Genomic DNA, 22,959 nt, shown 5'->3' with positions numbered 1-22,959 from the left:
CCTCCCCAGACGACAGAGCACGGTGAAGCCGCCCGGGGCCTTTCCGCCACCGCCGTCCGTGGCGCAGACTCCGTCCGGACCGCAGAGCACCGGCAGCACGCCGGCGCTCGACAAGCTCCCGCCCGCCCTGGCGGTTCCGCCGGTGACGGTGGGCAGCGCCTTCGACGAGACGCCCGGCGACGGCACCTTCGGCAGCGAGGCGCTGACCCGGCCGACGCCGTTCGTACGGACCGCGCACGGCGAGGACGGCCCGGACGACGGCCGCCGCGGCCCGCGCGGGCTGGCCCTGCGGGGAACCCGGCGCAACGTCTTCGCGGCGGGCGCGGGCGCCCTGCTGGCCGCGCTGGTGGGCACGGTCGTCACCATCGGCATGACCTCGGGGAGCGAGGAGCCCGCCGGCAGCGTCAACCCGGCCGTCACCTCCCGGGAGGACGACGGCATCACCGTCGACGAGCCCGCGCCGAGCTCCAGCGACGAGCGGGGGAAGAAGCCGGGGGCGAGCAGCGCGCCGGCCGTCCCCGGCGAACCGTCCGGCAGCGGGACGGGCTCGGCCTCCCCGGACGCCTCCGAGTCGGACGACGCGTCCGAGGAGACGGAGGAGGAGAAGGGCACGACCTCCGGGGGCGGGGAGAAGGACACCGAGAAGCCCGGTGGGTCGAACACCTCGGGCGGCGGTTCGGGAGGCCAGGACGAGGACAGTCCGCCTCCGGCGGACGATCCGGGGGATCCCGATGACGAGGACTCGTCCTCGGGGGGCACGTCAGGGGAGCCTGGCGGTGAGGACCCGTCGCCAGGAGACGAATCCCCCTCCCCGTCCCCGCCCCCGTCCACTCCCTCGGAGCCGACGACGGGCGGAGCCGGCGGGAGCGTCACCGCCAGTGGGACCGCGTCGAACACCGCCGCGCCGAGCAGCGGTCAGGCGTCCCAGGACTCCACGGAGAGTCCGGTCATCTGATCCGGGCCCGGAAGCCACGCACGCCGGGGCCGCGACCGCGCGTCGAACGCGGCCGCGGCCCCGGCGTGCGTACCGGGCAGGTCGGAGTGGTCAGAACAGCCGCAGCTTGTCGTCCTCGATGCCGCGCAGCGCGTCGTAGTCGAGGACGACGCAGTCGATGCCGCGGTCCGTGGCCAGCACGCGCGCCTGCGGCTTGATCTCCTGGGCCGCGAACACCCCCCGCACCGGGGCGAGGTGGGGGTCGCGGTTGAGCAGTTCCAGATAACGGGTGAGCTGCTCGACGCCGTCGATCTCACCGCGCCGCTTGATCTCGATCGCGACGGTGGTCCCCTCCGCGTCCCGGCACAGGATGTCCACCGGCCCGATGGCGGTGGGGTACTCACGCCGTATCAGCGACCAGCCCTCGCCGAGGGTCTCCATTCGGTCAGCGAGGAGTTCCTGAAGGTGCGCCTCCACGCCGTCCTTGATCAGGCCGGGATCGACGCCGAGTTCGTGCGAGGAGTCGTGCAGGACCTCCTCCATGGTGATGATGAGTTTCTCCCCCGATTTGTTGACCACCGTCCAGACGCCGACGCCGTCCTCCTCGCCCTCTTTGAGGGTGCACGGCGGAGACATCCAGTTGAGGGGCTTGTATGCCCTGTCGTCCGCATGGACCGAGACCGATCCGTCGGCCTTCACCAGGATGAGACGGGGGGCCGACGGGAGGTGGGCGGTGAGCCTTCCGGCGTAGTCCACGGAGCAGCGGGCGATGACGAGACGCATGGTCGGCCACGCTACTGGACGACGGGCGGTCCACGCGATTCGCCCCTGCTTCTCCCTGTTCGATCACCGTTCGGGCGTGGCTTGTTGTGTGCCCACAAGCCTGGTGCGGCAGTACGTGCGGGCATAACGTTGCAGCCTGGGGGTCGCCGTACGAGATCATCCGGTTACGCGCAGCCCCGACATCACGTCCCTGAGGTCCTGGTATGCCCGGGATCGCGAGAGGAGAACCCATGTCGCTCGACGTCTCACCGGCCCTCCTGGAGCAGGCCGAGCGAGGCGAGGTCGATGAGGCGGCCTTCGTCGACTGCGTCCGTACGTCCCTGCCCTACGCATGGAACATGATCAGTTCTCTGGTGGCCCAGCTCAGGGTGGACGGCGGGGAGTTCGCCGACAACCAGACGCCGCCGCCGGACGAGCGGGCGCGGGGTCAGCTGCTGCGCGCACTCGCCAGCGACGCGATACGCGGCGCGCTGGAGCGCCACTTCGGGGTGAGACTGGCCTTCCAGAACTGCCACCGGGTCGCGGTCTTCCCGTTGGACTCCTCCGCGGACGAGCGGCTCGCCCGCTTCACCTCCATCCGCGGCCAGCTCCTCAACCAGTCGCCGGAACTGCGCGACTGCTGACCGCGGGCGGACGGCGAGCGGGCGGACGGCCGGTCAGGACGCCGTGCCCGTCTCCGCGCCCTCGTCGTCCGGCGCTGTTTCCGGCGCTGTGTCCGACGGCGCGGGAGCTGCCGCTGCTCGGGGGAGGAGCGGCAGCACCTCGGATCCCAGCCGCCAGACGTTCAGCTCGGTGGCGGCCAGGTCTCCGGAGCCCTCGGCCAGCAGCGCGAACCGGCCGATCCCGGTCCGTTCGGCGGTGGCCGCGAGCCGGTCCGCGCACAGCCGCGGCGGGCCGACCGGGTGCAGCGAGCACAGCAGCTCGGTGTAGGCGAGCGGGTCGCGCATCGAACGCGCCCGGCCGTCCACGGTCGTGTGGGCCTCCAGGCCCTGCCGCAGCCAGCCGGGCATCGCCTTGGTGAGCGTCTCCACGGCCTCGTCGCGGGTGTCGGCCACCTGCGCCACCCCGGCCGACACGTGCCCGGCCGCGGCCACGGCCTCCGGGTCCGCTCCCGCCGCCAGCGCCTCGCGCCGCCACAGGGCGACCATGTCCGCCTTCTCCTCGTCCCCGCAGTGCATCCCCAGCAGCATCGGCAGCCCGCGTGCCGCGGCCAGCCGCACGGAGGCGGGGGAGGTGCAGGCGACCAGCACGGGCGGTGCCTCCGGTCCGCCGAGGCCCTGGTCCGGGCGCGGTACGACGGGGACCTCGCGGAAGCGGTAGCGCTCGCCGTCCGCGCCGACGCGCGGCTCGCGCAGCCAGCGCAGCAGCAGGTCCAGCGACTCGGGGAAGCCCCGCTCGTACGCCTCGACGCCGCCGCCGAAGACCTCCAGGTCCACCCAGGGGCCGCCGCGGCCGACGCCGAGGGTGAACCGGCCGTCGGAGACGAGGTGCAGCAGCGCGGTCTGCTCGCCCAGGGCGACCGGATGCACGGTGGGGAGCACGCTCACGGCCGTGCCCACCTCGATGCGCCGGGTGCGCCCCAGCAGCAGCGCGGCCAGGGTGATCGCCGAGGGGCAGACCCCGTAGGGGACGAAGTGGTGCTCGGCCACCCACACGGAGTCCAGGCCGGCCCGCTCGGCGGCCTCCGCCGAGCGCAGGGCGCGGTGGAGCGCCTCTCCCTGCCCCTGCCCCGGGAACTGCCCCGCCGGCACGAAAGTCCCGATGTGCACCGCCATCGCCACAGCCTCCTGCCCGGTACCGGGACCGCCCCGGCGCCGTTCCGGCACCGCCGCGCGACGGCCTGCGGCGGCCCGCGGTGGCCCGCGGTGGTCTGCGGCGGCCCTCCGAACGGACCGCCGGACGGTCCCCTTGAGGCAACAACGCTTGACACGTGCCAAGGGCACGGCCTGCCGGGATTTTTTTCGGACCGCGCAGGAGGACGAGGGGGGAGACGGAGGGGGAGGCGCCGCGGGTGCGCGGCACAGAGCCGCCCGCGACCTGCGTAGGCTGGACGGAGCAGTCCGCCGACGGGCCCCGAAGGCCCCCGAGACCACGTGAGGTGCCTGTTGTCCCCGCGTCGAAACCGCCCGCGCGGCGGTGGCAGGTCCGCCCGCCGCGACGGGGAGGCGGACGGCCGCTACGGCATGGAGCACACCGACGAGTGGCGCGGCGAGGAGTGGGTGGTCCGGCAGATCAGCGGGCAGTCCGCGGCCAAGCACTACCGCTGCCCCGGCTGCGACCAGGAGATCCCGCCCGGGGTGCCGCACGTGGTGGCCTGGCAGCGCGATGGACGGGTGGACGACCGGCGGCACTGGCACCGGGCGTGCTGGAACGCCAGGGACCGCCGGAGCGCGCGGCTCCAGCGGTCCCGTCAGGCCCCCAGGTACTGACCCCGCGGGGCGGAGGCGCCCGTCGGACGCCGCGGGTGGGGAGGCGGGCGTACGCACCGATCGGCGCGGCGAGCGTGACGCGAGCCGACGGCCACGGCAGGCCGGGCCCCGTTCGGACCGGTAGGCCACCGGGGGAGTCCGGTTCCCGTCCACCCGTGGGCCCCGCGCGGGGCCCGCGCGGGGCGCGGCGCACCCGGGAGCCGGCGCGGGAAGACGGCGGCGCCCCGCACCGCCCTCGGGCGGTGCGGGGCGCGGTGTCCCACCGTCTGCCGGCGCTGCGGGTCTCTGCCCGGCCTCAGCGCGACTGCTGGGCGGGAACGCCCAGCGACTCCTCGCCGCTGTCGGTGTTCGGCTGCCCGGTCGCGGCGACGGCCGCGCCGGTGAGCGTGGCCAGCATCTCGCGGACGTTGGTGAGCTGGGCGTTGATGCTGTCGCGGCGGTTGGTGAGAGCGGCCAGCTCGCGCTCGGACTCGCTGCGGATGCGGTCGGCCTTGGCGTTGGCGTCGGCCACGATGTCCTCGGCCTGGCGCTGGGCGGTCTCCACCGTCTGGCGGGCGCGGCGCTCGGCGTCGGTGCGCAGCTTCTCGGCCTCCAGGCGGAGCTGCTCGGCGCGGTGCTCGATCTCCGCCAGCCGCTTCTCGGCCTTGGCCTGACGGGACGCCAGGTCGCGCTCGGACTGCTCGCGGCGCTTGGCCAGGTTGGTCTCGAAGTCGGCGGCGGCCTGGGCGGCCTTGGCCCGGGTGTCCTCGAAGAGGGCGTCGGCCTCCTCGCGCTTGGCCTGGGCGTCCTTCTGCGCGTCCGCGCGCAGCGTGGCGGCCTCGCCCTTGGCCTTCTCGACGATCCGGGCTCCCTCGTCCTCCGCCTTGGCCTTGCGGTCGGCGGCGTACGCCTCGGCGTCGTTGCGCACCTGCTGCGCGGCGGACTCGGCCAGCTCCCGGTGCTGCTCGGCGGCCCGGCGGGCCTCCTCGCGCAGGTCCTTGGCCTCCTCCTCGGCGAGACGGAGGATCTTCTCGACACGGGCGCCCAGTCCGGCGTACGACGGCTCGGAGTCGTTGATCTGCGCCTGTGCGTTCTGCGTCTCGAGGTGCAGCTCCTCGATGCGCTTCTCCAGCGAGGCGATACGGGCCAGCGCGTTGTCACGGTCGGCGACGAGCTTCGCGATGCGGTCGTCCACCTGACCGCGGTCGTAGCCGCGCCGCACGAGCTCGAAGCCGAAGGGAGAGGTGTTGTCGCTCATGGGGTTCCTGTCGGTCAGACGGGGTCGGACGGGAGAGTGATAGAGGGAATCCTAGGGGGGAAAGCGGCGTGTCTTCGAGAAGATGCCGGTTTGATATGCAGAATGTACGCCCGTTCGAGTGGCTCAGTTCTTGCCCTGTTTGCCGCCGCCATGCGTCGCTCCCGCTCCCACGGCGGCCTTGACCGCTCCGTTCGATCCCCCGTCAGAACCCTTTCCCCCCTTGCCGTCCTTGTCGGACTTGCCCCTTCCGGGTGACTCGAAGGACTCCAGGGCCTCCAGTACGTCCTGCACACGCGAGATCTCGGCGTTGATGTCCTCACGACGGCGGGTCAGCACCTCCAGTTCGCGCTTGCCCTTCTCCAGGGTCCGCCTGGCCTCGGCCTCCGCCTCGGCGAGCACCTTCTCGGCCTCCCGGACGATCGCGGCCTTCTTCTGCTCGGCCTCCTTGAGCAGCCCCTCGGCCTTGCGCACCGCGGCGATACGGACCCTGCTCGCCTCGGAGTCGGCCTCCGAACGGGTCTGACGGGCCTTCTCCCGGGCCTCGGCCAACTGCTCCTCGGCCGCCTTCACCAGCTTGTCCACACGCTCGCCGGCGGACCGCATCGCCTCGGCGGCCTCCCGGCGCGCCCGCTCGTGCAGCTCCTCGACCTCGGTCTCGGTGCGCGAACGCAGCTCCTCGGCCCGCTCCCGGATGGCGCTCGCGTCGCGGCGGGCCTCCTCCAGCATGGTGTCGGAGTCGCTGCGGGACTTCTCCACCAGCGAGGTGCTCTCGGCCCGCGCCTCGGCCACCAGCCGCTCGGCCTCCTTGCGGGCGGCGCCCACCATGGTGTCCGCCCGCTCCTCGGCGGACGCCGCGATGCGTACGGCCTCCTCGCGGGCCTCGGCCACCAGCCGGTCGGCCTGCTCGGCCGCGTCGCCCAGCCGCCGCGCCGCCGCCTCACGGGCCTCGTCCCGTACGCGGTCGGCCTCGGCGCGCGTGCGCTCGGCCTCCTCGTCGGCGGTGGACCGGACCCGGTCCGCCTCGGCGATCGCCTCCGAAACGGTGCGCTCCGCCAGCGACTTGGCGGCGTCCGTCTCCTCCTTCGCCTCCTGGCGCAGGGCGGCCGCGGCGTGCTCGGCCGCGGAGCGCAGACCGGCGATCTCCTCCTCGGCCTGCTGGTGCAGCCCCGCGACCGAGTCGCGCACCTGCTGCGCCTTCTGCTCGGCGGCGGAGACCAGTTCGGCGGCCCGCCGCTCGGCCTCGGCCACCAGCCGCTCGGCCTCGGCCTGCGCCTCCTCGACCCGCTTGCGGGCCGAGGCGAGCAACTCCTCGCTCTGCTCCCGGGCCTGGGCCCGCTCCCGGTCCGCCTCCTGGCGGGCGCCGGTGAGCAGCTCCTCGGCCTCGCGGCGGCGCCTGGAGGCCTCCTCCTGGGCGGCGGCCAGCGCCTCGGCGGCCTCGGCGCCCATACGCTCGGCGGCCGCGTCCGCCTCCGCCCGCACCCGGTCGGCCGTCTCCTGCGCCTCGGTGCGCAGCCGCTCGGCCTCGGTCGCCGCCTCGGTGCGCAGCCGCACCGCCACGGCCTCGCCCTCGGCGCGGGCCTGAGCGGCGTCGGAGACCGCCTCGGTGCGCAGCCGCTCGGACTCCTCCTCGGCCTGCTCCCGCAGGGTGCGCAGCCGCTGTGCCGACTCCGCGCGCAGCCGCTCGGTCTCGGCGCGGGTCTCCTCGCGCAGCCGCTCGGCCTCCTCGTGGGCCCCGCGCAGCTCCTCCTCGGCGGCGGTCAGCCGCTGCTCGGCCTCCGCGCGCAGCCGCTCCAGCTCCACATCGGCCTCGGCGCGGCGGGCGGCGACGGCCTCCTCGGCCTCCGCGCGCAGCCGCCGGCCGGCCTCCTCGGCCTCCTCGCGGGTCCGCTCGGCCTGCTCCTCGGCCGCCGTCCGCAGCTCCTCGGCCTCGGCGCGGGCCCGCTCCAGGGCCTCCTCGGCCTGGCGGCGCAGGGCGGTGGCCCGATCGATCGCCTCGGTACGCACCCGCTCGCCCTCGGCCACCGCGGCGGCGCGGGTCTCCTCGGCGTCCGCCTTGGCCTGGCTGAGCAGCTCCTCCGCGCGGCTGGCGGCCTCCTCGATCTGCTGGACGGCCTCGCGGCGGGCCTCGCCGCGGATCCGCTCGCCCTCCTCGACCGCGTCGGCGCGCAGCTGCTCGGCCTCGCCGCGCAGCCGCCGCGCCTCCTCCTGGAGCTCGACGGTCCTGGCGCGGTACTCCTCGGTGTCGTCCTTGGCCGCGCCCTTGAGCTGCTCGGCCAGGTCGTGCGCCTCGGCGCGCAGCCGGTCGGCCTCCGCCTCGGCCTCCGCGCGCAGCCGCTCGGCCTCCTCGGTGGCGGCCCGGGTGGTGGCCTTGGCCTCCTCGGACGCCTTGGTGAGCACCTCCTCGGCGGTGCGCGCGGCCTCGGCGAGCTGGGCGGCCGACTCCTCGGCCGACTTGGCGCGCGCGCTCTCGCGGGCCTCGGCGATCAGCCGCTCGGCCTCGGCGCGGGCGTCCGCCCGCACCTGCTCGGCCTCGGCCTTGGCGGCCTCGGCGTCCTTGGTGGCCTCGGCGACCATGCGCGCGATCTCGGCCTTGGCGGTACGTCCGCGCTGCTCGTTCTCCGACTCGGCGTCGGCCAGCCGCTTCGCGGCGGCCTCGCGCGCCTCGGCCAGGACGCGGTCGGCCTCCGCGCGGGCCTCGCGCAGCGCCGTCTCGGCCTCCTGCATCCGCTGCTCGGCCTGGCGGGCCAGCGCGGTGGCCTCGCGGCGGGCGGTCTCGGACTCGGCGGCGGTGGAGGTGCGCAGCCGCTCGGCGTGCTCGGTGGCCTCCTGCGCCTGGGTGGAGGCCGCGTTCAGCAGCCGCTCGGCGTCCGCGCGGGCCCGGCGCAGCACCTGCTCGGCCTCGGCCTTGGCGGCCTCCGCCTCCGAGTTCAGGCGCTGCCGGGACTGCTCGGTCAGCCGCTGCACCTCGGCGCGGGCCGCGGCCAGGGTCTGCTCGGCCTCGGCCCGGGCCTCGTCCATCAGTCGGCGGGCCTGCGACTCGCTGCGGGCGCGCAGCTGCTCGGCCCAGGCGACGTTCTCGTTGACGTGCGACTCGACGGTCGCGCGGCGCTCGGCCAGCTCCTCGTCCAGCCGCTGGCGCCGGGCGACCGCCTCGGCGTGCAGCTCGGCCTCCATACGGGCCTGCCGCTCGGCGTGCTCCTGGAGGATCCGCTGGGTCTGGGCCCGGGCCTCGCGCAGCTCGCGCTCGGCGTCCGCGCGCAACTGCTCGGCCTGCGCCTGGGCGTTGCGCAGCAGCTGCTCGGCCTGGTGCGACAGGTTGTCGTAACCGGCCGGGCGCGCGGCGAGAGCGCGGCGCGCCTCGTGCAGCTTGGCGCGCAGCACTTCGACCTGGTAGCCGAGGTCGTCGGCGTGGTCGACCGCCTTGTCCCGCTCGTCCTTCAGCCGCTTCATCTCGGCTTCGAGCTGAGAGAGGTGGTCGTCAGCCTCGTAGCGGTCGTAGCCCCGCACTGCGCGGTCCCATCCGTCCCCTGGTCGTGGTGAAGGTGAACTGACCCTTCGGAGAAATGGTGTCAGATCATCGGCGGAACATGGGACGGGCCCCTGCCGGCCCGCAGCCCCGGCCGAACGGCCACTCTACCGGCCGGGGGAGCGGTCGTCAGTGCTGTGAGGAAGCGGAGGTGACCAGTTCCGTGAGTACGCCGTGGCAGTCCTTGGGGTGGAGGAAGGTGATACGGGAGCCCATCGAACCGGTGCGCGGCTCGTCGTACAGCACCCGGACGCCCTTGTTCCGGATCGCCTCGGCCTCGCCGTCGACGTCCGCGGTGCCGAAGGCGATGTGGTGCACGCCCTCGCCGTTCTTCGCCAGCCACTTGGCCACCGTGGAGTCCTCGCGGGTCGGTTCCAGGAGCTGGAGGTAGGAGGCGCCGCCGTCGTCCGTGCCGTTGATCCGCAGCATGGCCTCGCGCACCCCCTGCTCCTCGTTCACCTCGGTGTGGAACACCTCGAAGCCGTAGGTGGCACGGTAGAACTCCACCGTCTTGTCCAGGTCGAAACAGGCGATACCGATGTGGTCGATGCGCGTCAGCATGGAAGACAGTGCACCGTCTCGGAGTGTGGTTACGCAACGTGCGCACGGTCACACCGACCGACCGGTGACCCGGGACGGTACCGCTCAGTACATTGGCGATAACCCTCGTTAACTCCCTGCTCCGAAGGGGCCGCACCGTGACCGAAAAGACGAACCCCGAGACCCGTTCGGCGTCCGCCGCCACCTCCGTGATCGTCGCGGGCGCCCGTACGCCCATGGGCCGCCTGCTGGGCTCGCTGAAGACCTTCTCCGGCGCCGACCTGGGCGGCTTCGCCATCAAGGCGGCCCTGGACCGCGCGGGCATCGGCGGGGACCAGGTCGAGTACGTGATCATGGGCCAGGTGCTCCAGGCCGGCGCCGGGCAGATTCCCGCGCGCCAGGCCGCGGTGAAGGCCGGCATCCCGATGAACGTCCCCGCGCTGACCGTCAACAAGGTCTGCCTGTCGGGTCTGGACGCCATCGCGCTGGCCGACCAGCTCATCCGCGCCGGCGAGTTCGACGTGGTCGTCGCCGGCGGCCAGGAGTCCATGACGAACGCCCCCCACCTGCTGCCGAAGTCCCGCGAGGGATTCAAGTACGGCGCGGTGCAGATGCTGGACGCCATGGCCCACGACGGCCTGACCGACTCCTTCGAGAACGTCGCCATGGGCGAGTCCACCGAGAAGCACAACACCCGCCTGGGCATCGGCCGCGCCGAGCAGGACGAGATCGCCGCCCTCTCCCACCAGCGGGCCGCCGCCGCGCAGAAGAACGGTCTGTTCGACGCCGAGATCACCCCGGTGGAGATCCCGCAGCGCAAGGGCGACCCGATCCTGTTCTCCAAGGACGAGGGGATCCGGCCCGAGACCACCGCCGAGTCCCTGGGCAAGCTGCGCCCGGCCTTCGCCAAGGACGGCACCATCACCGCCGGCAGCTCCTCGCAGATCTCCGACGGCGCCGCCGCGGTGGTCGTGATGAGCAAGGCCAAGGCCGAGGAGCTGGGCCTGGAGTGGATCGCCGAGATCGGCGCCCACGGCAACGTGGCCGGCCCGGACAACTCCCTGCAGTCGCAGCCGTCCAACGCCATCCGCCACGCCCTGAAGAAGGACGGCCTGGAGGTCGGCGACCTCGACCTGATCGAGATCAACGAGGCCTTCGCGGCCGTCGCGGTGCAGTCGATGAAGGACCTCGGCATCGACCACGAAAAGGTGAACGTCAACGGCGGCGCGATCGCGCTGGGTCACCCGATCGGTATGTCCGGCGCGCGCATCGTGCTCCACCTCGCCCTGGAGCTCAAGCGCCGCGGCGGCGGCGTCGGCGCCGCCGCGCTGTGCGGCGGCGGCGGTCAGGGCGACGCCCTGATCGTGCGGGTGCCCGGGAAGTGACGGAGCGGTCGCACGGGGCCCGCACGCCGCACGTGAGGCACGTGGCGGGTGCGGGCCCGTGTGACCGGCGGCACGGCGGCGCGCGAGCGCCGCGGGAAGAATGACGGCCGGACCAGGCGGCCGACCACAGCGGCCGCCCGGCGGCCGACGAGGGCCGGTGACGGCCGAGTATCGCGAGGAGCGCAGCACGTATGGCGGTGGACGTCCCCGGACTGGTGGAGCAGGCACGGCAGGGCAGGCCCCGGGCCGTGGCCCGGCTGATCTCGCTGGTTGAGGGGGCGTCCCCGCAGCTCAGGGAAGTCATGGCGGCGCTGGCGCCGCTGACGGGCAACGCGTACGTCGTCGGTCTGACCGGCTCGCCAGGGGTGGGCAAGTCCACCTCCACCTCGGCGCTGGTGAGCGCGTACCGCAAGGCCGGCAGGCGGGTCGGCGTCCTCGCGGTGGACCCCTCCTCCCCGTTCTCCGGCGGCGCGCTGCTGGGCGACCGGGTGCGGATGTCCGAGCACGCCTCCGACCCCGGCGTCTACATCCGCTCCATGGCCACCCGCGGCCACCTCGGCGGCCTGGCCTGGGCCGCCCCGCAGGCCATCCGCGTCCTGGACGCGGCCGGCTGCGACGTCGTCCTGGTCGAGACGGTCGGCGTCGGCCAGTCCGAGGTCGAGATCGCCTCGCAGGCCGACACCTCCGTCGTCCTCCTGGCGCCCGGCATGGGCGACGGCATCCAGGCCGCCAAGGCCGGGATCCTGGAGATCGGCGACGTGTACGTGGTCAACAAGGCCGACCGCGACGGCGCGGACGCCACCGCCCGCGAGCTCAACCACATGCTGGGCCTCGGCGAGGCCCGGAAGCCCGGCGACTGGCGCCCGCCGATCGTCAAGACCGTCGCCGCGCGCGGCGAGGGCGTCGACGAAGTGGTCGAGGCGCTGGAGAAGCACCGCGCCTGGATGGAGGAGCGCGGAGTGCTCGCCGAGCGCCGCCGGGCGCGCGCGGCCCGCGAGGTGGAGACCATCGCGGTGACCGCGCTGCGCGAGCGCATCGGCGACCTGCACGGCGACCGCCGCCTGGACGCGCTGGCCGAGCGGATCGCGAGCGGGACGCTCGACCCGTACGCGGCGGCCGACGAGCTGGTGGCGGGGCTGACGGGGAAGTGAGCCCCGCCGGGGGCGGACGTCAGTCCTCGCGGAGGTCGTCCCTGTCGTCGCCCTTGTCGTCGTCCCTGTCGTCGCGGTCGTCGTCGCGGTCGTCCTTGTCGTCGGTGTCGGCACCGCGGTCGTCGTCGCCGTCCCGGTCGTCCGACTCGGCGCTCCGCTCCAGCACGTCGGCGCTGTCGGCGTCCACCGAGACCTCGTGCCAGGTGCCGTCCTCGCCCAGGACGTCGACCTCCCAGACCGGCCGGTCGCTGTCGTCGTCCTCCAGCTCGGCGGACTCCGCCGTGCCCGGTACGGCCTTCAGCGCGGCGGCGACGGCCTCCTGGAGGGTCACCTCGGCGCCGCGCAGCGTCCGCAGCTCGTCCCGGTCGTCGTCACCGCGGTCGTCGTCCCTGCCGTCACTCCTGCCGTCGCCCCGGCTGTCGTCGCCGTCGTCCAGGTTGTCCCTGTCGTCGGCGTCGTCGTCCCGGTCACCGGTGTCGGCGCCGACCCGCAGGCTCGCGGCCAGAGCGTCCTGGGCGGTGTCGTCGTCGGCGAAGGCGAGGGTGCTCCCGCCGACGGCGAGGGCGGCGGTGGCGACGGCGGCGACGACCAGCTTGCGGTTCATGGTTGTTTTCCTCCCTGGAGACGGGGTCTCGCGTCTGACGTGGAACACCGTCCCAGGGCGCGGCTGAAGGCATCCTGAAACCACCTGAAGATCTCTTCAGGTCCTTTTTGGCAGGCTGGCCCCATGCGCGTACTGATCGTGGAGGACGAGAAGCGGCTCGCCCTGTCACTGGCCAGGGGCCTGACGGCCGAGGGGTTCGCCGTCGACGTGGCCCACGACGGGATGGACGGGCTGCACCGGGCGACCGAGGGCTCGTACGACCTGATCGTCCTCGACATCATGCTGCCGGGCATGAACGGCTACCGCGTCTGCTCGGCCCTGCGCGCCGCCGGGGACGAGACGCCGATCCTGATGCTGACGGCCAAGGACGGCGAGTACGACGAGGCCGAGGGCCTGGACACCGGCGCCGACGACTACCTCACCAAGCCGTTCTCCTACGTGGTGCTGCTCGCCCGGGTGAGGGCGCTGCTGCGCCGCCGCACCCGGGGCGGGGCGTCCGTGCTGCGGGTGGGCGGGCTGACCGTGGACCCCGCCGCGCGGCGGGTGACCCTGGACGGGCGCGAAGTGGCGCTGACGGCCAAGGAGTTCGCCGTGCTGGAGTACCTGGCGGTGCGTGCCGGGGAGGTGGTCTCCAAGTCGGAGGTCCTCGAACACGTCTGGGACTTCGCCTACGAGGGCGACGTCAACATCGTCGAGGTGTACGTCAGCGCGCTGCGCCGCAAGCTGGGCAGCGCGGCGATCGCCACCGTGCGCGGCGCCGGATACCGGCTGGTGAGGACCGGTGCGTAGGCCCGCGCTCTCCCCGCTCGCCCGGCTCACCGTCCGGGTGCGCGCCGCGCTCGGCGCCACGCTCGTGGTGGCGGTGGCCCTGGTGGCCGCCGGGATCGCGGTGGTCGAGGTGCTCCGCGGGGGCCTCACCGAGAACGCCCGGCTGCACGCCGAGACCACCGCCCGCGAGGTCGCCGCCGGGGTCGCCGACGTACCGGCGGACCGGGTGGCGGAGGTGGAGGCGCTGGCGGACGACGAGCCGGTGCAGGTCGTGGACGCCTCCGGCGCGGTGCTCGGAGCCGGTGACCCGCTGCGCGGACGCGGGCCCGTGGCCGACTTCAACAGGCCGGACGAGCCCCGGCAGGCGCCCGCCACGCCCTCCCCGGAGGACAGCGGCGACGACGGCGGTGACGACGACGACCGTGACGACGACGATGACCGCGACGACCGCGACGGCGGTGACGACGGGAGCGACGACGGCGCCACCCCGGAGCCGTCCGACGAACCCGTCGCGGTGGACCGCAACAGCGTCACCCGGACCGTCGCCCTGCCCGTCGACGGGGACGGCGAGGTGACCTACGACCGCTCCCGGGCGGTGGCGACGCAGGACTTCCGCCTGGTCGCCGTGCAGAGCGTCACCCGCGACCGCGTCCCCGTCACCGTCTACGCCGGCGCCTCCCTCGCCGAGCAGGAGGAGGCCGTCTCGACCGTCACCGGCACCATGCTCGCCGGGCTGCCCGCGCTGCTCGCCGTCGTCGGGGGCGTCACCTGGCTGGTCACCCGGGGCGCGCTGCGCCCGGTGGAGGGCATCCGGCAGGAGATGGCGGCCATCGCGGCGGGCAGCGATCTGTCCCGGCGCGTGCCCGAGCCCCCCTCCCGCGACGAGGTGGCACGCCTGGCGCGGACCACCAACGAGACCCTGAGCGCCCTGGAGGCGTCCGTCGAGCGGCAGCGCCGCTTCGTCGCCGACGCCTCGCACGAACTGCGCAGCCCGATCGCCTCCCTGCGCACCCAGCTGGAGGTCGCCGCCGCCCACCCCGGGCTGCTCGACATCGACGGCGCGGTCCACGACACCGTACGGCTGCAGGCGCTCGCCGCCGATCTGCTGCTGCTGGCCCGCCTGGACGCCGGGGAGCGCCCCGGGGACGCGCGGGTGGACCTGTACGCGCTGGTGCGGGAGGAACTGGCGCAGCGCACCGGCGACCGGGTCGCCGTCGCCCTGGAGGACGGCGAGGAGGGGGAACCGGTGGAGGTGGCCGGCTCGCGCGGCCAGCTCGCCCGGGTGCTCGGCAACCTCCTGGACAACGCCCAGCGCCACGCGGACTCCCGCGTCCGGGTGCGGGTGGGCCGCGAGCACGGGCAGGCCGTACTGGAGGTCGCCGACGACGGCGCCGGGGTGCCGGAGGAGGAGCGGGAGAGGATCTTCGAGCGGTTCGTACGGCTGGACGACGCGCGCAGCCGGGACGACGGCGGCGCCGGGCTGGGACTGGCCATCGCCCGCGACGTGGCGGTCCGGCACGGTGGCGGCCTCACCGTCGGCCGGGCGGCCGAGGGCGGCGCGCTGTTCACCCTGCGACTGCCCGCCGCGGCCCCGGCCTCGCCCGGGCGGACCGGGCGGGCCGGGGAGTCCGGGTAGCCCGGGCGGGGCCGGACGACTCCGGGCGGCACCGGGGGTTCACCGGAGGTTGTCGTCGCCGATCCAGTCGAGGGTGTCGGTCCCGCCCCCGTCGTCCCACTTGATCTCGATGCTCTCGCCGTCCGAGGTCTTGCTGGCGGTGCCGGCGATGTACTCCTCGTCGTCGCCCTCGCCGCACTTGAGCGCCATCCGGTAGCCGCGGCTCTGGTTCTCGCCGATCCCCACGCATATGCCGTCGCCGCCGAACTCGATCCAGGAGACCGAGTTCTTCCCCTCGGCCTCCCCGCTCTCGAACGCCTTGCCGACGGTCAGGGTCCTGGCGCCCTCGCCCTGCCACTGCCCCCTGAAGTCGTTCCCGGCGGGCGGCTCCCCGGCCGGTTCGTCGGTGGGCTCGTAGTCGTCGAGCGGATCCTCCGCCGTCTCCTCGGGGGTCGGCTCCGCCGGCTCCTCCGCCTCCTGCGACAGTTCGGAGGAGGCGCTCGGGGACGGGCTCACGGTGGCGGCCGCGCCGGGCTCGCCGTCGTCGTCGCCGACCGCCAGGTACACCCCGCCGCCGATGAGGGCGAGCGCCACCACGGCGCCGCCGACGATGAGGGCCACCCTGCCCTTCGCGCCCTTCGGGGCCCCGCCGGCGCCCTGCGGGGGCGGGGGATAGGCGGCGTACGGGTTGGGCTGCCCGTAGGGCTGCTGGGGCGGCTGTCCGCCCTGGGGGTAGGCGTAGCCGGACTGCCCGCCCTGGGGGTACGCCGCCGGGCCGCCGTAACCCGGGGGAGGCGCCTGCGGCGGCCCGCCCTGCGGCGGCGGGGGCGGCGGCTGCCGGGGCTGCTGCGGCTGCCCGCCCGGGTACTGCGGAGGGCCGAAGCCGTCGTGCGGCGGCTGGCCCGGTGGTGGCTGGCTCATCGGAGGTCACCTCTGGCGCGGGTCCGGCGGCAGAGGACCCTCCCGCTCGTCCGGTCCAGCGCTCCCCCGGAAAGGGCCGGTCAGCCGCGGACCCGCCGCGTCTTGTCCGTCACGGCAGTCGAGCGGGTCTTCCTCATCATCCCCCAAGAACTCCCCCCGGGGCGCGGGGGTTCGGCGGAGCGCCTCAGCCGCGTCCGCGCAGCGACCGCAGATGCTCGGCGACCGGGACCAGCGAGCCGTGCAGTCCGCCGAGCGCCTCGGGAGTGAGCAGGTCGATGAAGTGGCGCCGCACCGAGGCGACGTGGTGCGGCGCCACCTCGCGCATCGTCTTCCAGCCGTGCTCGGTCAGCACCGCGAACAGCCCGCGCCTGTCGGACTCGCAGTTCTCCCGGCGCACCAGCCCGGCCTTCTCCATGCGGGTGATCTGGTGGGACAGACGGCTCTTGGACTGCAGGGTGGCGGCGGCCAGATCGCTCATCCGCATCCGGTGGTCGTCCGACTCGGAGAGGTTCACCAGGATCTCGTAGTCGTTCATGGTCAGCCCGAACGGCTGGAGGTCCCGCTCCAGTTGGTGCGTGAGGAGCCTGTTGACGTCGAGGTGGACGCGCCAGGCGCGCTGCTCCTCTCCGCTCAGCCAGCGGGTTTCCTTGTCGCTCTGCATGCCGTCGGACTCTACCCGGCGACCGGGAGCGCTCTCACCGCGGACCCTCACCGGGGGAAGCGATCCGGTCACAGTCCGAAGCGGCGCTGGATGTCGCCCAACTGGCCCGGGAGCTGCGGCGTCTGCTGCCCGCCGCGCCCGCCGTGTCCGCCGCCCGCGCCGGGGACGCCCGGCTGCGACGGCGGAGGAGTGCCGGTGTTCCGCTCCTCCATCAGCACCTCGGTCGACTGGATCAGCACCGTGCCCGCCCCGGTGAAGTCGAACTGGTGCTCCTCGCCGGAGACTCCGCCGATCCCGGTCATCGCCCGCAGCCCGCCGAGCACGCCGCGCATGTACTGGTGGTCGTAGTGGTGGCAGGGCGAGGGGCAGTCCGCCCAGCCGACCAGCGCCTGCGGATCGACCCGGACCGGCGGCTCCACGAAGTGCACCTCGCCGTTGGAGGCCGCCACGAACTTCCCCGTCCCCAGCAGGGTCACGAAACCGGGGACGATGGACTGCTTCAGTGCCAGGCTCGGTTCGAAGGCCAGCAGGTTGCCCGAGCGGATGGTGAGGTTGCCGTCCTCGAGGTCGTAGGAGTTGACGTCGAAGGCGCGGTCGGCGAGCAGCATCCTGCCCTTGCCCTCGGCGACCACCCAGTCCGAGGCGTGCAGCGGGGAGTGGAAGCTGGTGGCGACCAGCCGGTCCAGGGGGCCGTGGCCGATGCCGTTGAAGGTGATCTGCCCGTAGTAGGCGATCATCTTCCCCTTCTGCAGGAACCACCGGCCCGACAGGTCCACGCAGAACGCGTAGGGGTTGACGTTGTCGTTCGACGGCAGGGTGTGGGCGTCGTGGACGATCGGACCGTTCAAAGCTTCTCCTCGCTGGCCTGTACGAACACCTCGCCCTGCCCGGACAGTTCGAGCTGGAACGCCTCGCCCGAGCCGCGCCCGATCATGTCCCGCCAGCCGAGCGCCGTGGAGAGCTTGTTCCGCACGTCGCCGTGGTGGGCGACGTACGCCTGCGGGTCGACGTGGACGGGGCGGCCCGGGGCGATCGGGAGCCGGATCACCCCGCCGTGGGCCATCACGGCCACCGAGCCGTGCCCGGAGAGCGTCGTGGTGAACAGCCCCTGTCCGGTCACCTGGCCGCGCACCATGCCCATGACCCCGCCCTGGGAGCCCATGAACATCGTGCCCTGCTCCAGCGTCCCGTCGAAGGCGAGCAGCCGGTCGGCCTCCACGTAGAGGGTGTCGCCGGACAGTTCGACCACCTCGACGTGGTGGCCGCCGTGGCCGAACAGCACCGTGCCGTCGCCCTCGACCACCATCAGCGGAGCCGCCTCGCCGGCCAGCCGCCGCCCGATCATCGAGCCGATGCCGCCCTGGCCGCCCTGGATGCTGGGCGTGAAGGAGACCTCGCCCTTGTACGCGATCATCGCGCCGCGCTGGCTGAACATCCGCTGCCCGGGCGCCACCCGGGCCTCGACCATCTTGGAGCCGATCTCCCTGAACGGCATCAGATGTCACCGCCGATCGTGTTCCGCTCGCTGGGCTGGACGTAGACCAGCCCCTCGCCCTCGAAGCGGATCTGGAAGGACTCGCCCGACCCCTCGCCCATGAAGGTCCGGAAGTTCACGCCCGTCTGGAACTCCTGCCGCAGGTCCCCGGTGTGGGCCACGTACGCCCCCGGGTCCACCTGGAGCGGGGACTGCGGTGTGACGCGCAGCACCACCGCTGGGCCGTCCGACATCAGCGCGGCCGTGCCGGTGCCCTCGACCGTGGTGGTGAACAGGCCGTTGCCCTGGGAGGCGCCGCGCAGCCCGGTGAAGGTGGTGCCGGTGCGCAGGGAGCCGTCGGCGCACAGCAGGTTGCTGGACTCCACGTGGAGCTTCTGCCCCTGGAGCGCCACCAGGCTGATGTCGCTCGCACGGTCGGCGAAGTAGCAGGTGCCCTGCCCCTTCACCTCCATCATCTCCATCTGCTCGCCGGTGAGGCGGCGGGTGACCATGCCGCGCAGGCCCTCACCGCCGCCGGTGAGCTTCTTGAAGGCCATCTGGCCGTCGTAGGCGACCATCGAGCCGTTCTTGGCCCTGACCGTGTCGCCCGCCAGGTCGACGGCGAGGACCTTGCCGCCTTGGAGTCGGAACTGAGCCACGGTGCGAATCTACCCGGACGAGGGCGCCCGGCGGGAGGCTGCCACAATGGCAGAGCTTGTGCATCCCTTCACAAAGGATCTCCCGTGGACCTCAAGACCGCTTCGGCGCTCCGCCGCCTCCGGCTCGTCTCCACCCCGGAGGCGGTCTCCTTCCTGCTGCTTCTGGTGTGCTCCGTGCTCAAGCGCACGACCGAGTTCAACGCGGTGCCGGTGATGGGCGCCGTCCACGGCGCCCTCTTCGTGCTCTATGTGATCTTCTGGCTGGACGCCTGGAACCGCGCCAGGTGGCCGCTGGGCCGCGCCGCGCTCTACTTCGTGCTCTCGGTGCTGCCCGGCGGCGGTTTCTACGCCGACCGGCTGCTGCGCCGCGAGGCCGAGGCGAGCGTGATCGCCGCCCGGGCCCGCGCCGAGCGTGCCGGGCAGGACGAGCGGCCCCGTACGGGGGCGGTGGACGCGTGATCGTCGCCTTCTCGGTCACTCCGCTCGGGGTCGGCGAGGACGTGGGGGAGTACGTCGCCGACGCGGTGCGCGTGGTCCGCGAGTCCGGGCTGCCCAACCGCACCGACGCGATGTTCACCTCCATCGAGGGCGAGTGGGAGGAGTGCATGGAGGTCGTGCGGCGGGCGGTGGCCGCCGTCGAGGCCCGGGCGCCGCGCGTCTCGCTCGTCCTCAAGGCCGACATCCGCCCCGGTGTCACCGACGGTCTGACCTCCAAGGTCGCCACCGTCGAGCGGCACCTGGGCTGAGCGCCGGTCCGTCCCGTCCGGCGGTGGCGCCACCGCCGGACGGGACGGACCGAGTGCTGAGACGGAGCTGACCACGATATGACCGGCCGGTAAGGTCGTAGCCGTGCCGAAGCCGCTCAGCCTGACGTTCGACCCGATCGCCCGCGCCGACGAACTGTGGAAGCAGCGATGGGGCTCCGTGCCCTCGATGGCCGCGATCACCTCGATCATGCGCGCGCACCAGATCCTGCTCGCCGAGGTCGACGCCGTCGTCAAGCCCTACGGTCTGACCTTCGCCCGCTACGAGGCGCTGGTGCTGCTGACCTTCTCCAAGGCGGGCGAGCTGCCGATGTCGAAGATCGGCGAGCGGCTGATGGTCCACCCCACCTCCGTGACCAACACCGTCGACCGCCTGGTGAGGTCCGGTCTGGTGGCCAAGCGCCCCAACCCCAACGACGGCCGCGGCACGCTCGCCTCCATCACCGACCGGGGGCGCGAGGTGTGCGAGGCGGCCACCCGCGACCTGATGGCGATGGACTTCGGGCTGGGTGCCTACGACGACGAGGAGTGCGACGAGATCTTCGCGCTGCTCAGGCCGCTGCGTGTGGCCGCGGGGGACTTCAAGGAAGGCTGAGCCGCGCTCCCGCCGCGCTCTCACCGGACCGCCGGGTTCCGCCGGTCCGGGGCCCCGGCCGGGCGCCGCGCGGTGCCGGTTACGCTCGTGTGCATGAAGAAGAGCGTGCTCACCCGCTACCGGGTGATGGCCTACGTCACCGGTGTCCTGCTGGTCCTGCTGGTCATCGGCATGATCGGCAAGTACCTGCTGGAGATGGAGGCGGCGGAGGGCTTCACCTACGTCGTCAGCCTCGCCCACGGCTGGCTGTACGTGCTGTACCTGGTCTTCGCCTTCGACCTGGGCTCCAAGGCGAAGTGGAAGTTCGGCAAGCTGGCCTGGGTGCTGCTCGCCGGTACCGTCCCCACCGCCGCGTTCTTCGTCGAGCGGAAGGTCTCGCGCGAGGTGGAGCCGCTGGTCGAGGACGAGGAGGCCGTCCCCGCCGAGGCCTGAGGGCTCCCCGGGAGCCCGGGCCCGCGGTCGAGGCCCGCTGGACCGTCCGTGTGCGCCACACCGCACCGGGCGGTCTTCCATCGACAATTACTTGGACGTCCTAGTAAATTTGTGCGTATGGACGCTGACGCCATCGCAGAGGGCCGCCGCCGCTGGCAGGCCCGGTACGACGCCGCACGCAAGCGGGACGCCGACTTCACCACGCTCTCCGGCGACCCCGTCGAGCCGGTCTACGGCCCCGCGCCCGGCGACACCGTCGAGGGGTTCGAGAGGATCGGCTGGCCCGGCGAGTTCCCCTTCACCCGCGGTCTGTATCCCACCGGCTACCGCGGCCGGACCTGGACCATCCGCCAGTTCGCGGGCTTCGGCAACGCCGAGCAGACCAACGAGCGCTACAAGATGATCCTCGCGGCCGGCGGCGGCGGGCTGTCGGTCGCCTTCGACATGCCCACCCTGATGGGCCGCGACTCCGACGACCCGCGCTCGCTGGGCGAGGTCGGCCACTGCGGTGTCGCCATCGACTCCGCCGCCGACATGGAGGTCCTCTTCCGGGACATCCCGCTGGGCGACGTCACCACCTCGATGACGATCAGCGGCCCGGCCGTGCCGGTGTTCTGCATGTACCTGGTGGCCGCCGAACGGCAGGGTGTGGACCCCTCCGTCCTCAACGGCACGCTCCAGACGGACATCTTCAAGGAGTACATCGCGCAGAAGGAGTGGCTCTTCGAGCCGGAGCCGCACCTGCGCCTGATCGGCGACCTGATGGAGCACTGCGCCCGGGGCATCCCGGCGTACAAGCCGCTGTCGGTCTCCGGCTACCACATCCGCGAGGCCGGCTCGACGGCCGCGCAGGAGCTGGCGTACACCCTCGCCGACGGCTTCGGCTACGTGGAGCTGGGCCTCTCGCGCGGCCTGGACGTGGACGCCTTCGCGCCCGGTCTGTCGTTCTTCTTCGACGCGCACCTGGACTTCTTCGAGGAGATCGCCAAGTTCCGCGCCGCCCGCCGGATCTGGGCGCGCTGGATGCGGGACGTGTACGGCGCGAAGAGCGAGAAGGCGCAGTGGCTGCGCTTCCACACCCAGACCGCCGGCGTCTCGCTCACCGCCCAGCAGCCGTACAACAACGTGGTGCGCACCGCCGTGGAGGCGCTGGCGGCGGTACTGGGCGGCACCAACTCCCTGCACACCAACGCCCTGGACGAGACCCTCGCCCTGCCCAGCGAGCAGGCCGCGGAGATCGCGCTGCGCACCCAGCAGGTGCTGATGGAGGAGACGGGCGTGGCCAACGTGGCCGACCCGCTGGGCGGCTCCTGGTACATCGAGGCGCTGACCGACCGGATCGAGGCCGACGCCGAGAAGATCTTCGAGCAGATCAGGGAGCGCGGCCGCCGCGCGGTGCCGGACGGCAACCACCCCATCGGCCCGATCACCTCCGGCATCCTGCGCGGCATCGAGGACGGCTGGTTCACCGGCGAGATCGCCGAGGCCGCCTTCCGTTACCAGCAGTCGCTGGAGAAGGGCGAGAAGAAGGTCGTCGGCGTCAACTGCCACACCGGGTCGGTCACCGGAGACCTGGAGATCCTGCGGGTCAGCCACGAGGTCGAGCGCGAGCAGGTGCGTGTGCTGGCCGACCGCAAGGCCGCACGCGACGACGCGCGCGTGCGCGCCGCCCTGGACGGGATGCTGGCCGCCGCCCGGGACGGCTCCAACATGATCGAGCCCATGCTGGAGGCGGTGCGCGCCGAGGCGACGCTGGGCGAGATCTGCGGGGTGCTGCGCGAGGAGTGGGGCGTCTACACCGAGCCCGCCGGTTTCTGAGGCGGCCCGGCGCGCGACCGGCCACCGCACCGCACCGGGGCCGCCGCCCGGCCCCGGCCTTTCCGGGAACGGGGCCGGGCCGGCGGCCGTCAGACGCCGCCGGAGCGGTCGTCCGGTGCGGGCTCGGCGGCGTTTTTGGGGGCGGGCCCGGTGGTGGAGGACAGACCGTGCAGCAGCAGGGCGGTCAGGGCGCGGGCCCACACCGGGGTGACGCTCTCCGCGCTGACCAGTGAGCGGTGGACGACCGCGCCCGCGATCACGTCGAAGACCAGATCGACGGCGCGGTCCGCCGCGGCGGCGCCCTCCGGGCCGGGCGGGTCGGGCGGGAGTTCGCCGCGGGCCTGGGCGCGGCGGCGCCCCTCGACCACCAGGTGCTTCTGGCGTTCCACGATGGCGGTGCGGATACGGGTGCGCAGCGCGTCGTCGCGGGTGGCCTCGGCGACGACGGCCATCAGGGCCGTCTTCGTCTCCGGCCGCTCCAGCAGCGCGGCGAAGGCGAGCACCACGCTCTCGACGTCCGCCCGCAGGCTGCCGAGGTCGGGCAGCTCCAACTCGTCGAAGAGGACGGCGACGGCGTCAACGACCATCTCGCTCTTGCTCGCCCAGCGTCGGTAGAGGGTGGTTTTGGCCACCCCCGCGCGCATGGCCACGTCCCCCATGGTC

The 22,959-nt window shown here is 73.5% G+C and carries 23 protein-coding genes and 1 pseudogene; 12 read left to right on the top strand and 12 right to left on the bottom strand.

The features are described 5' to 3' along the window. A pseudogene (locus L7D48_RS10010) lies at nucleotides 1-955 on the top strand (hypothetical protein); the annotation flags it as partial. Nucleotides 956-1,045: 90 nt separating this feature from the next. Here L7D48_RS10010 and nucS read toward each other — a convergent pair. Beyond that, nucleotides 1,046-1,717 carry an endonuclease NucS gene (nucS, locus tag L7D48_RS10005; RefSeq protein ID WP_237878629.1) on the bottom strand — a complete coding sequence of 224 codons (672 nt, stop codon included), beginning with the start codon at nucleotides 1,715-1,717 and terminating at the stop codon, nucleotides 1,046-1,048. A 230-nt stretch (nucleotides 1,718-1,947) separates the two neighbouring features. Between nucS and L7D48_RS10000 the strand changes: the two genes are divergently transcribed. Then, a complete protein-coding gene (locus L7D48_RS10000) occupies nucleotides 1,948-2,340 on the top strand; it encodes an SCO5389 family protein (protein WP_237878628.1) in 393 nt (130 codons plus the stop codon). A gap of 33 nt (nucleotides 2,341-2,373) precedes the next feature. Here L7D48_RS10000 and L7D48_RS09995 read toward each other — a convergent pair whose 3' ends face one another. Then, nucleotides 2,374-3,486, bottom strand: coding sequence for an LLM class flavin-dependent oxidoreductase (locus tag L7D48_RS09995; protein ID WP_237878632.1), 1,113 nt, complete (start codon nucleotides 3,484-3,486; stop codon nucleotides 2,374-2,376). A gap of 336 nt (nucleotides 3,487-3,822) precedes the next feature. Here L7D48_RS09995 and L7D48_RS09990 point away from each other — a divergent pair, with 336 nt between their 5' ends. Further along, nucleotides 3,823-4,146: an ATP/GTP-binding protein gene (locus tag L7D48_RS09990; protein ID WP_237878627.1), complete on the top strand. Its 324-nt coding sequence runs from the start codon at nucleotides 3,823-3,825 to the stop codon at nucleotides 4,144-4,146. Between the two features lie 295 nt (nucleotides 4,147-4,441). Here L7D48_RS09990 and L7D48_RS09985 read toward each other — a convergent pair whose 3' ends face one another. The 3 genes from L7D48_RS09985 to mce all read right to left on the bottom strand — a co-directional run bounded on the left by L7D48_RS09985 (nucleotide 4,442) and on the right by mce (nucleotide 9,470). Next, a complete protein-coding gene (locus L7D48_RS09985; protein ID WP_237878626.1) occupies nucleotides 4,442-5,383 on the bottom strand; it encodes a cellulose-binding protein in 942 nt (313 codons plus the stop codon). A 123-nt stretch (nucleotides 5,384-5,506) separates the two neighbouring features. Beyond that, complete coding sequence (gene scy / locus L7D48_RS09980; protein WP_308312268.1) at nucleotides 5,507-8,890, bottom strand: polarized growth protein Scy; 3,384 nt, start codon at nucleotides 8,888-8,890, stop codon at nucleotides 5,507-5,509. Between the two features lie 148 nt (nucleotides 8,891-9,038). Further along, the gene (gene mce, locus L7D48_RS09975; RefSeq protein WP_237878625.1) at nucleotides 9,039-9,470 is read right to left on the bottom strand and encodes a methylmalonyl-CoA epimerase; all 432 of its coding nucleotides are present in this window, start codon (nucleotides 9,468-9,470) and stop codon (nucleotides 9,039-9,041) included. A gap of 137 nt (nucleotides 9,471-9,607) precedes the next feature. Here mce and L7D48_RS09970 point away from each other — a divergent pair, with 137 nt between their 5' ends. Further along, nucleotides 9,608-10,834, top strand: coding sequence for an acetyl-CoA C-acetyltransferase (locus L7D48_RS09970; protein ID WP_308312267.1), 1,227 nt, complete (start codon nucleotides 9,608-9,610; stop codon nucleotides 10,832-10,834). A gap of 191 nt (nucleotides 10,835-11,025) precedes the next feature. Beyond that, the gene (gene meaB / locus L7D48_RS09965) at nucleotides 11,026-11,985 is read left to right on the top strand and encodes a methylmalonyl Co-A mutase-associated GTPase MeaB (protein WP_237878624.1); all 960 of its coding nucleotides are present in this window, start codon (nucleotides 11,026-11,028) and stop codon (nucleotides 11,983-11,985) included. 19 nt (nucleotides 11,986-12,004) lie between these two features. Here meaB and L7D48_RS09960 read toward each other — a convergent pair whose 3' ends face one another. Continuing rightward, nucleotides 12,005-12,589 (bottom strand): PepSY domain-containing protein, encoded by a 585-nt coding sequence (locus L7D48_RS09960; protein WP_237878623.1) that lies wholly within the window; start codon nucleotides 12,587-12,589, stop codon nucleotides 12,005-12,007. Between the two features lie 123 nt (nucleotides 12,590-12,712). Here L7D48_RS09960 and L7D48_RS09955 point away from each other — a divergent pair, with 123 nt between their 5' ends. Together L7D48_RS09955 and L7D48_RS09950 are read left to right on the top strand one after the other, a co-directional pair. Then, the gene (locus L7D48_RS09955) at nucleotides 12,713-13,378 is read left to right on the top strand and encodes a response regulator transcription factor (RefSeq protein WP_237878622.1); all 666 of its coding nucleotides are present in this window, start codon (nucleotides 12,713-12,715) and stop codon (nucleotides 13,376-13,378) included. After that, nucleotides 13,371-14,993 (top strand): cell wall metabolism sensor histidine kinase WalK, encoded by a 1,623-nt coding sequence (locus L7D48_RS09950; protein ID WP_237878621.1) that lies wholly within the window; start codon nucleotides 13,371-13,373, stop codon nucleotides 14,991-14,993. Before L7D48_RS09955 ends, L7D48_RS09950 begins: the two co-directional genes overlap by 8 nt. Nucleotides 14,994-15,032: 39 nt before the next feature. Here the strand turns inward: L7D48_RS09950 and L7D48_RS09945 are convergent, their stop codons facing one another. From L7D48_RS09945 to L7D48_RS09925, 5 genes are all read right to left on the bottom strand, one after another. Further along, nucleotides 15,033-15,893: a hypothetical protein gene (locus L7D48_RS09945; protein ID WP_237878620.1), complete on the bottom strand. Its 861-nt coding sequence runs from the start codon at nucleotides 15,891-15,893 to the stop codon at nucleotides 15,033-15,035. Nucleotides 15,894-16,077: 184 nt separating this feature from the next. Further along, nucleotides 16,078-16,554, bottom strand: coding sequence for a MarR family winged helix-turn-helix transcriptional regulator (locus tag L7D48_RS09940; protein WP_237878619.1), 477 nt, complete (start codon nucleotides 16,552-16,554; stop codon nucleotides 16,078-16,080). Between the two features lie 68 nt (nucleotides 16,555-16,622). Continuing rightward, nucleotides 16,623-17,402 (bottom strand): AIM24 family protein, encoded by a 780-nt coding sequence (locus tag L7D48_RS09935; protein WP_237878618.1) that lies wholly within the window; start codon nucleotides 17,400-17,402, stop codon nucleotides 16,623-16,625. Then, complete coding sequence (locus tag L7D48_RS09930; RefSeq protein ID WP_237878617.1) at nucleotides 17,399-18,049, bottom strand: AIM24 family protein; 651 nt, start codon at nucleotides 18,047-18,049, stop codon at nucleotides 17,399-17,401. Before L7D48_RS09930 ends, L7D48_RS09935 begins: the two co-directional genes overlap by 4 nt. Next, on the bottom strand, nucleotides 18,049-18,687 hold the full coding sequence (locus L7D48_RS09925) for an AIM24 family protein (protein WP_237878616.1): 639 nt from the start codon (nucleotides 18,685-18,687) through the stop codon (nucleotides 18,049-18,051). Before L7D48_RS09925 ends, L7D48_RS09930 begins: the two co-directional genes overlap by 1 nt. Nucleotides 18,688-18,771: 84 nt before the next feature. Between L7D48_RS09925 and L7D48_RS09920 the strand changes: the two genes are divergently transcribed. The 5 genes from L7D48_RS09920 to L7D48_RS09900 all read left to right on the top strand — a co-directional run bounded on the left by L7D48_RS09920 (nucleotide 18,772) and on the right by L7D48_RS09900 (nucleotide 22,296). Beyond that, nucleotides 18,772-19,146 (top strand): DUF3817 domain-containing protein, encoded by a 375-nt coding sequence (locus L7D48_RS09920; RefSeq protein ID WP_237878615.1) that lies wholly within the window; start codon nucleotides 18,772-18,774, stop codon nucleotides 19,144-19,146. Further along, nucleotides 19,143-19,433, top strand: coding sequence for an MTH1187 family thiamine-binding protein (locus L7D48_RS09915; protein WP_237878614.1), 291 nt, complete (start codon nucleotides 19,143-19,145; stop codon nucleotides 19,431-19,433). The genes L7D48_RS09920 and L7D48_RS09915 overlap by 4 nt, the downstream gene beginning before the upstream one ends. A gap of 103 nt (nucleotides 19,434-19,536) precedes the next feature. Further along, nucleotides 19,537-20,046, top strand: a complete 510-nt coding sequence (locus L7D48_RS09910) for a MarR family winged helix-turn-helix transcriptional regulator (RefSeq protein ID WP_237878613.1) — start codon at nucleotides 19,537-19,539, stop codon at nucleotides 20,044-20,046. Between the two features lie 93 nt (nucleotides 20,047-20,139). Continuing rightward, nucleotides 20,140-20,478 carry a DUF3817 domain-containing protein gene (locus L7D48_RS09905; RefSeq protein ID WP_237878612.1) on the top strand — a complete coding sequence of 113 codons (339 nt, stop codon included), beginning with the start codon at nucleotides 20,140-20,142 and terminating at the stop codon, nucleotides 20,476-20,478. Between the two features lie 117 nt (nucleotides 20,479-20,595). Next, nucleotides 20,596-22,296 carry a methylmalonyl-CoA mutase gene (locus tag L7D48_RS09900; protein ID WP_237878611.1) on the top strand — a complete coding sequence of 567 codons (1,701 nt, stop codon included), beginning with the start codon at nucleotides 20,596-20,598 and terminating at the stop codon, nucleotides 22,294-22,296. Nucleotides 22,297-22,385: 89 nt separating this feature from the next. Here the strand turns inward: L7D48_RS09900 and L7D48_RS09895 are convergent. Continuing rightward, the coding region (locus L7D48_RS09895; protein WP_237878610.1) for a TetR/AcrR family transcriptional regulator at nucleotides 22,386-22,959 on the bottom strand (574 nt) is incomplete at its 5' end.

Source organism: Streptomyces sp. ICN903 (assembly GCF_022015835.1).
Lineage (GTDB): Bacteria > Actinomycetota > Actinomycetes > Streptomycetales > Streptomycetaceae > Streptomyces > Streptomyces fenghuangensis.
This window is presented reverse-complemented; position numbering and strand designations above follow the sequence as displayed.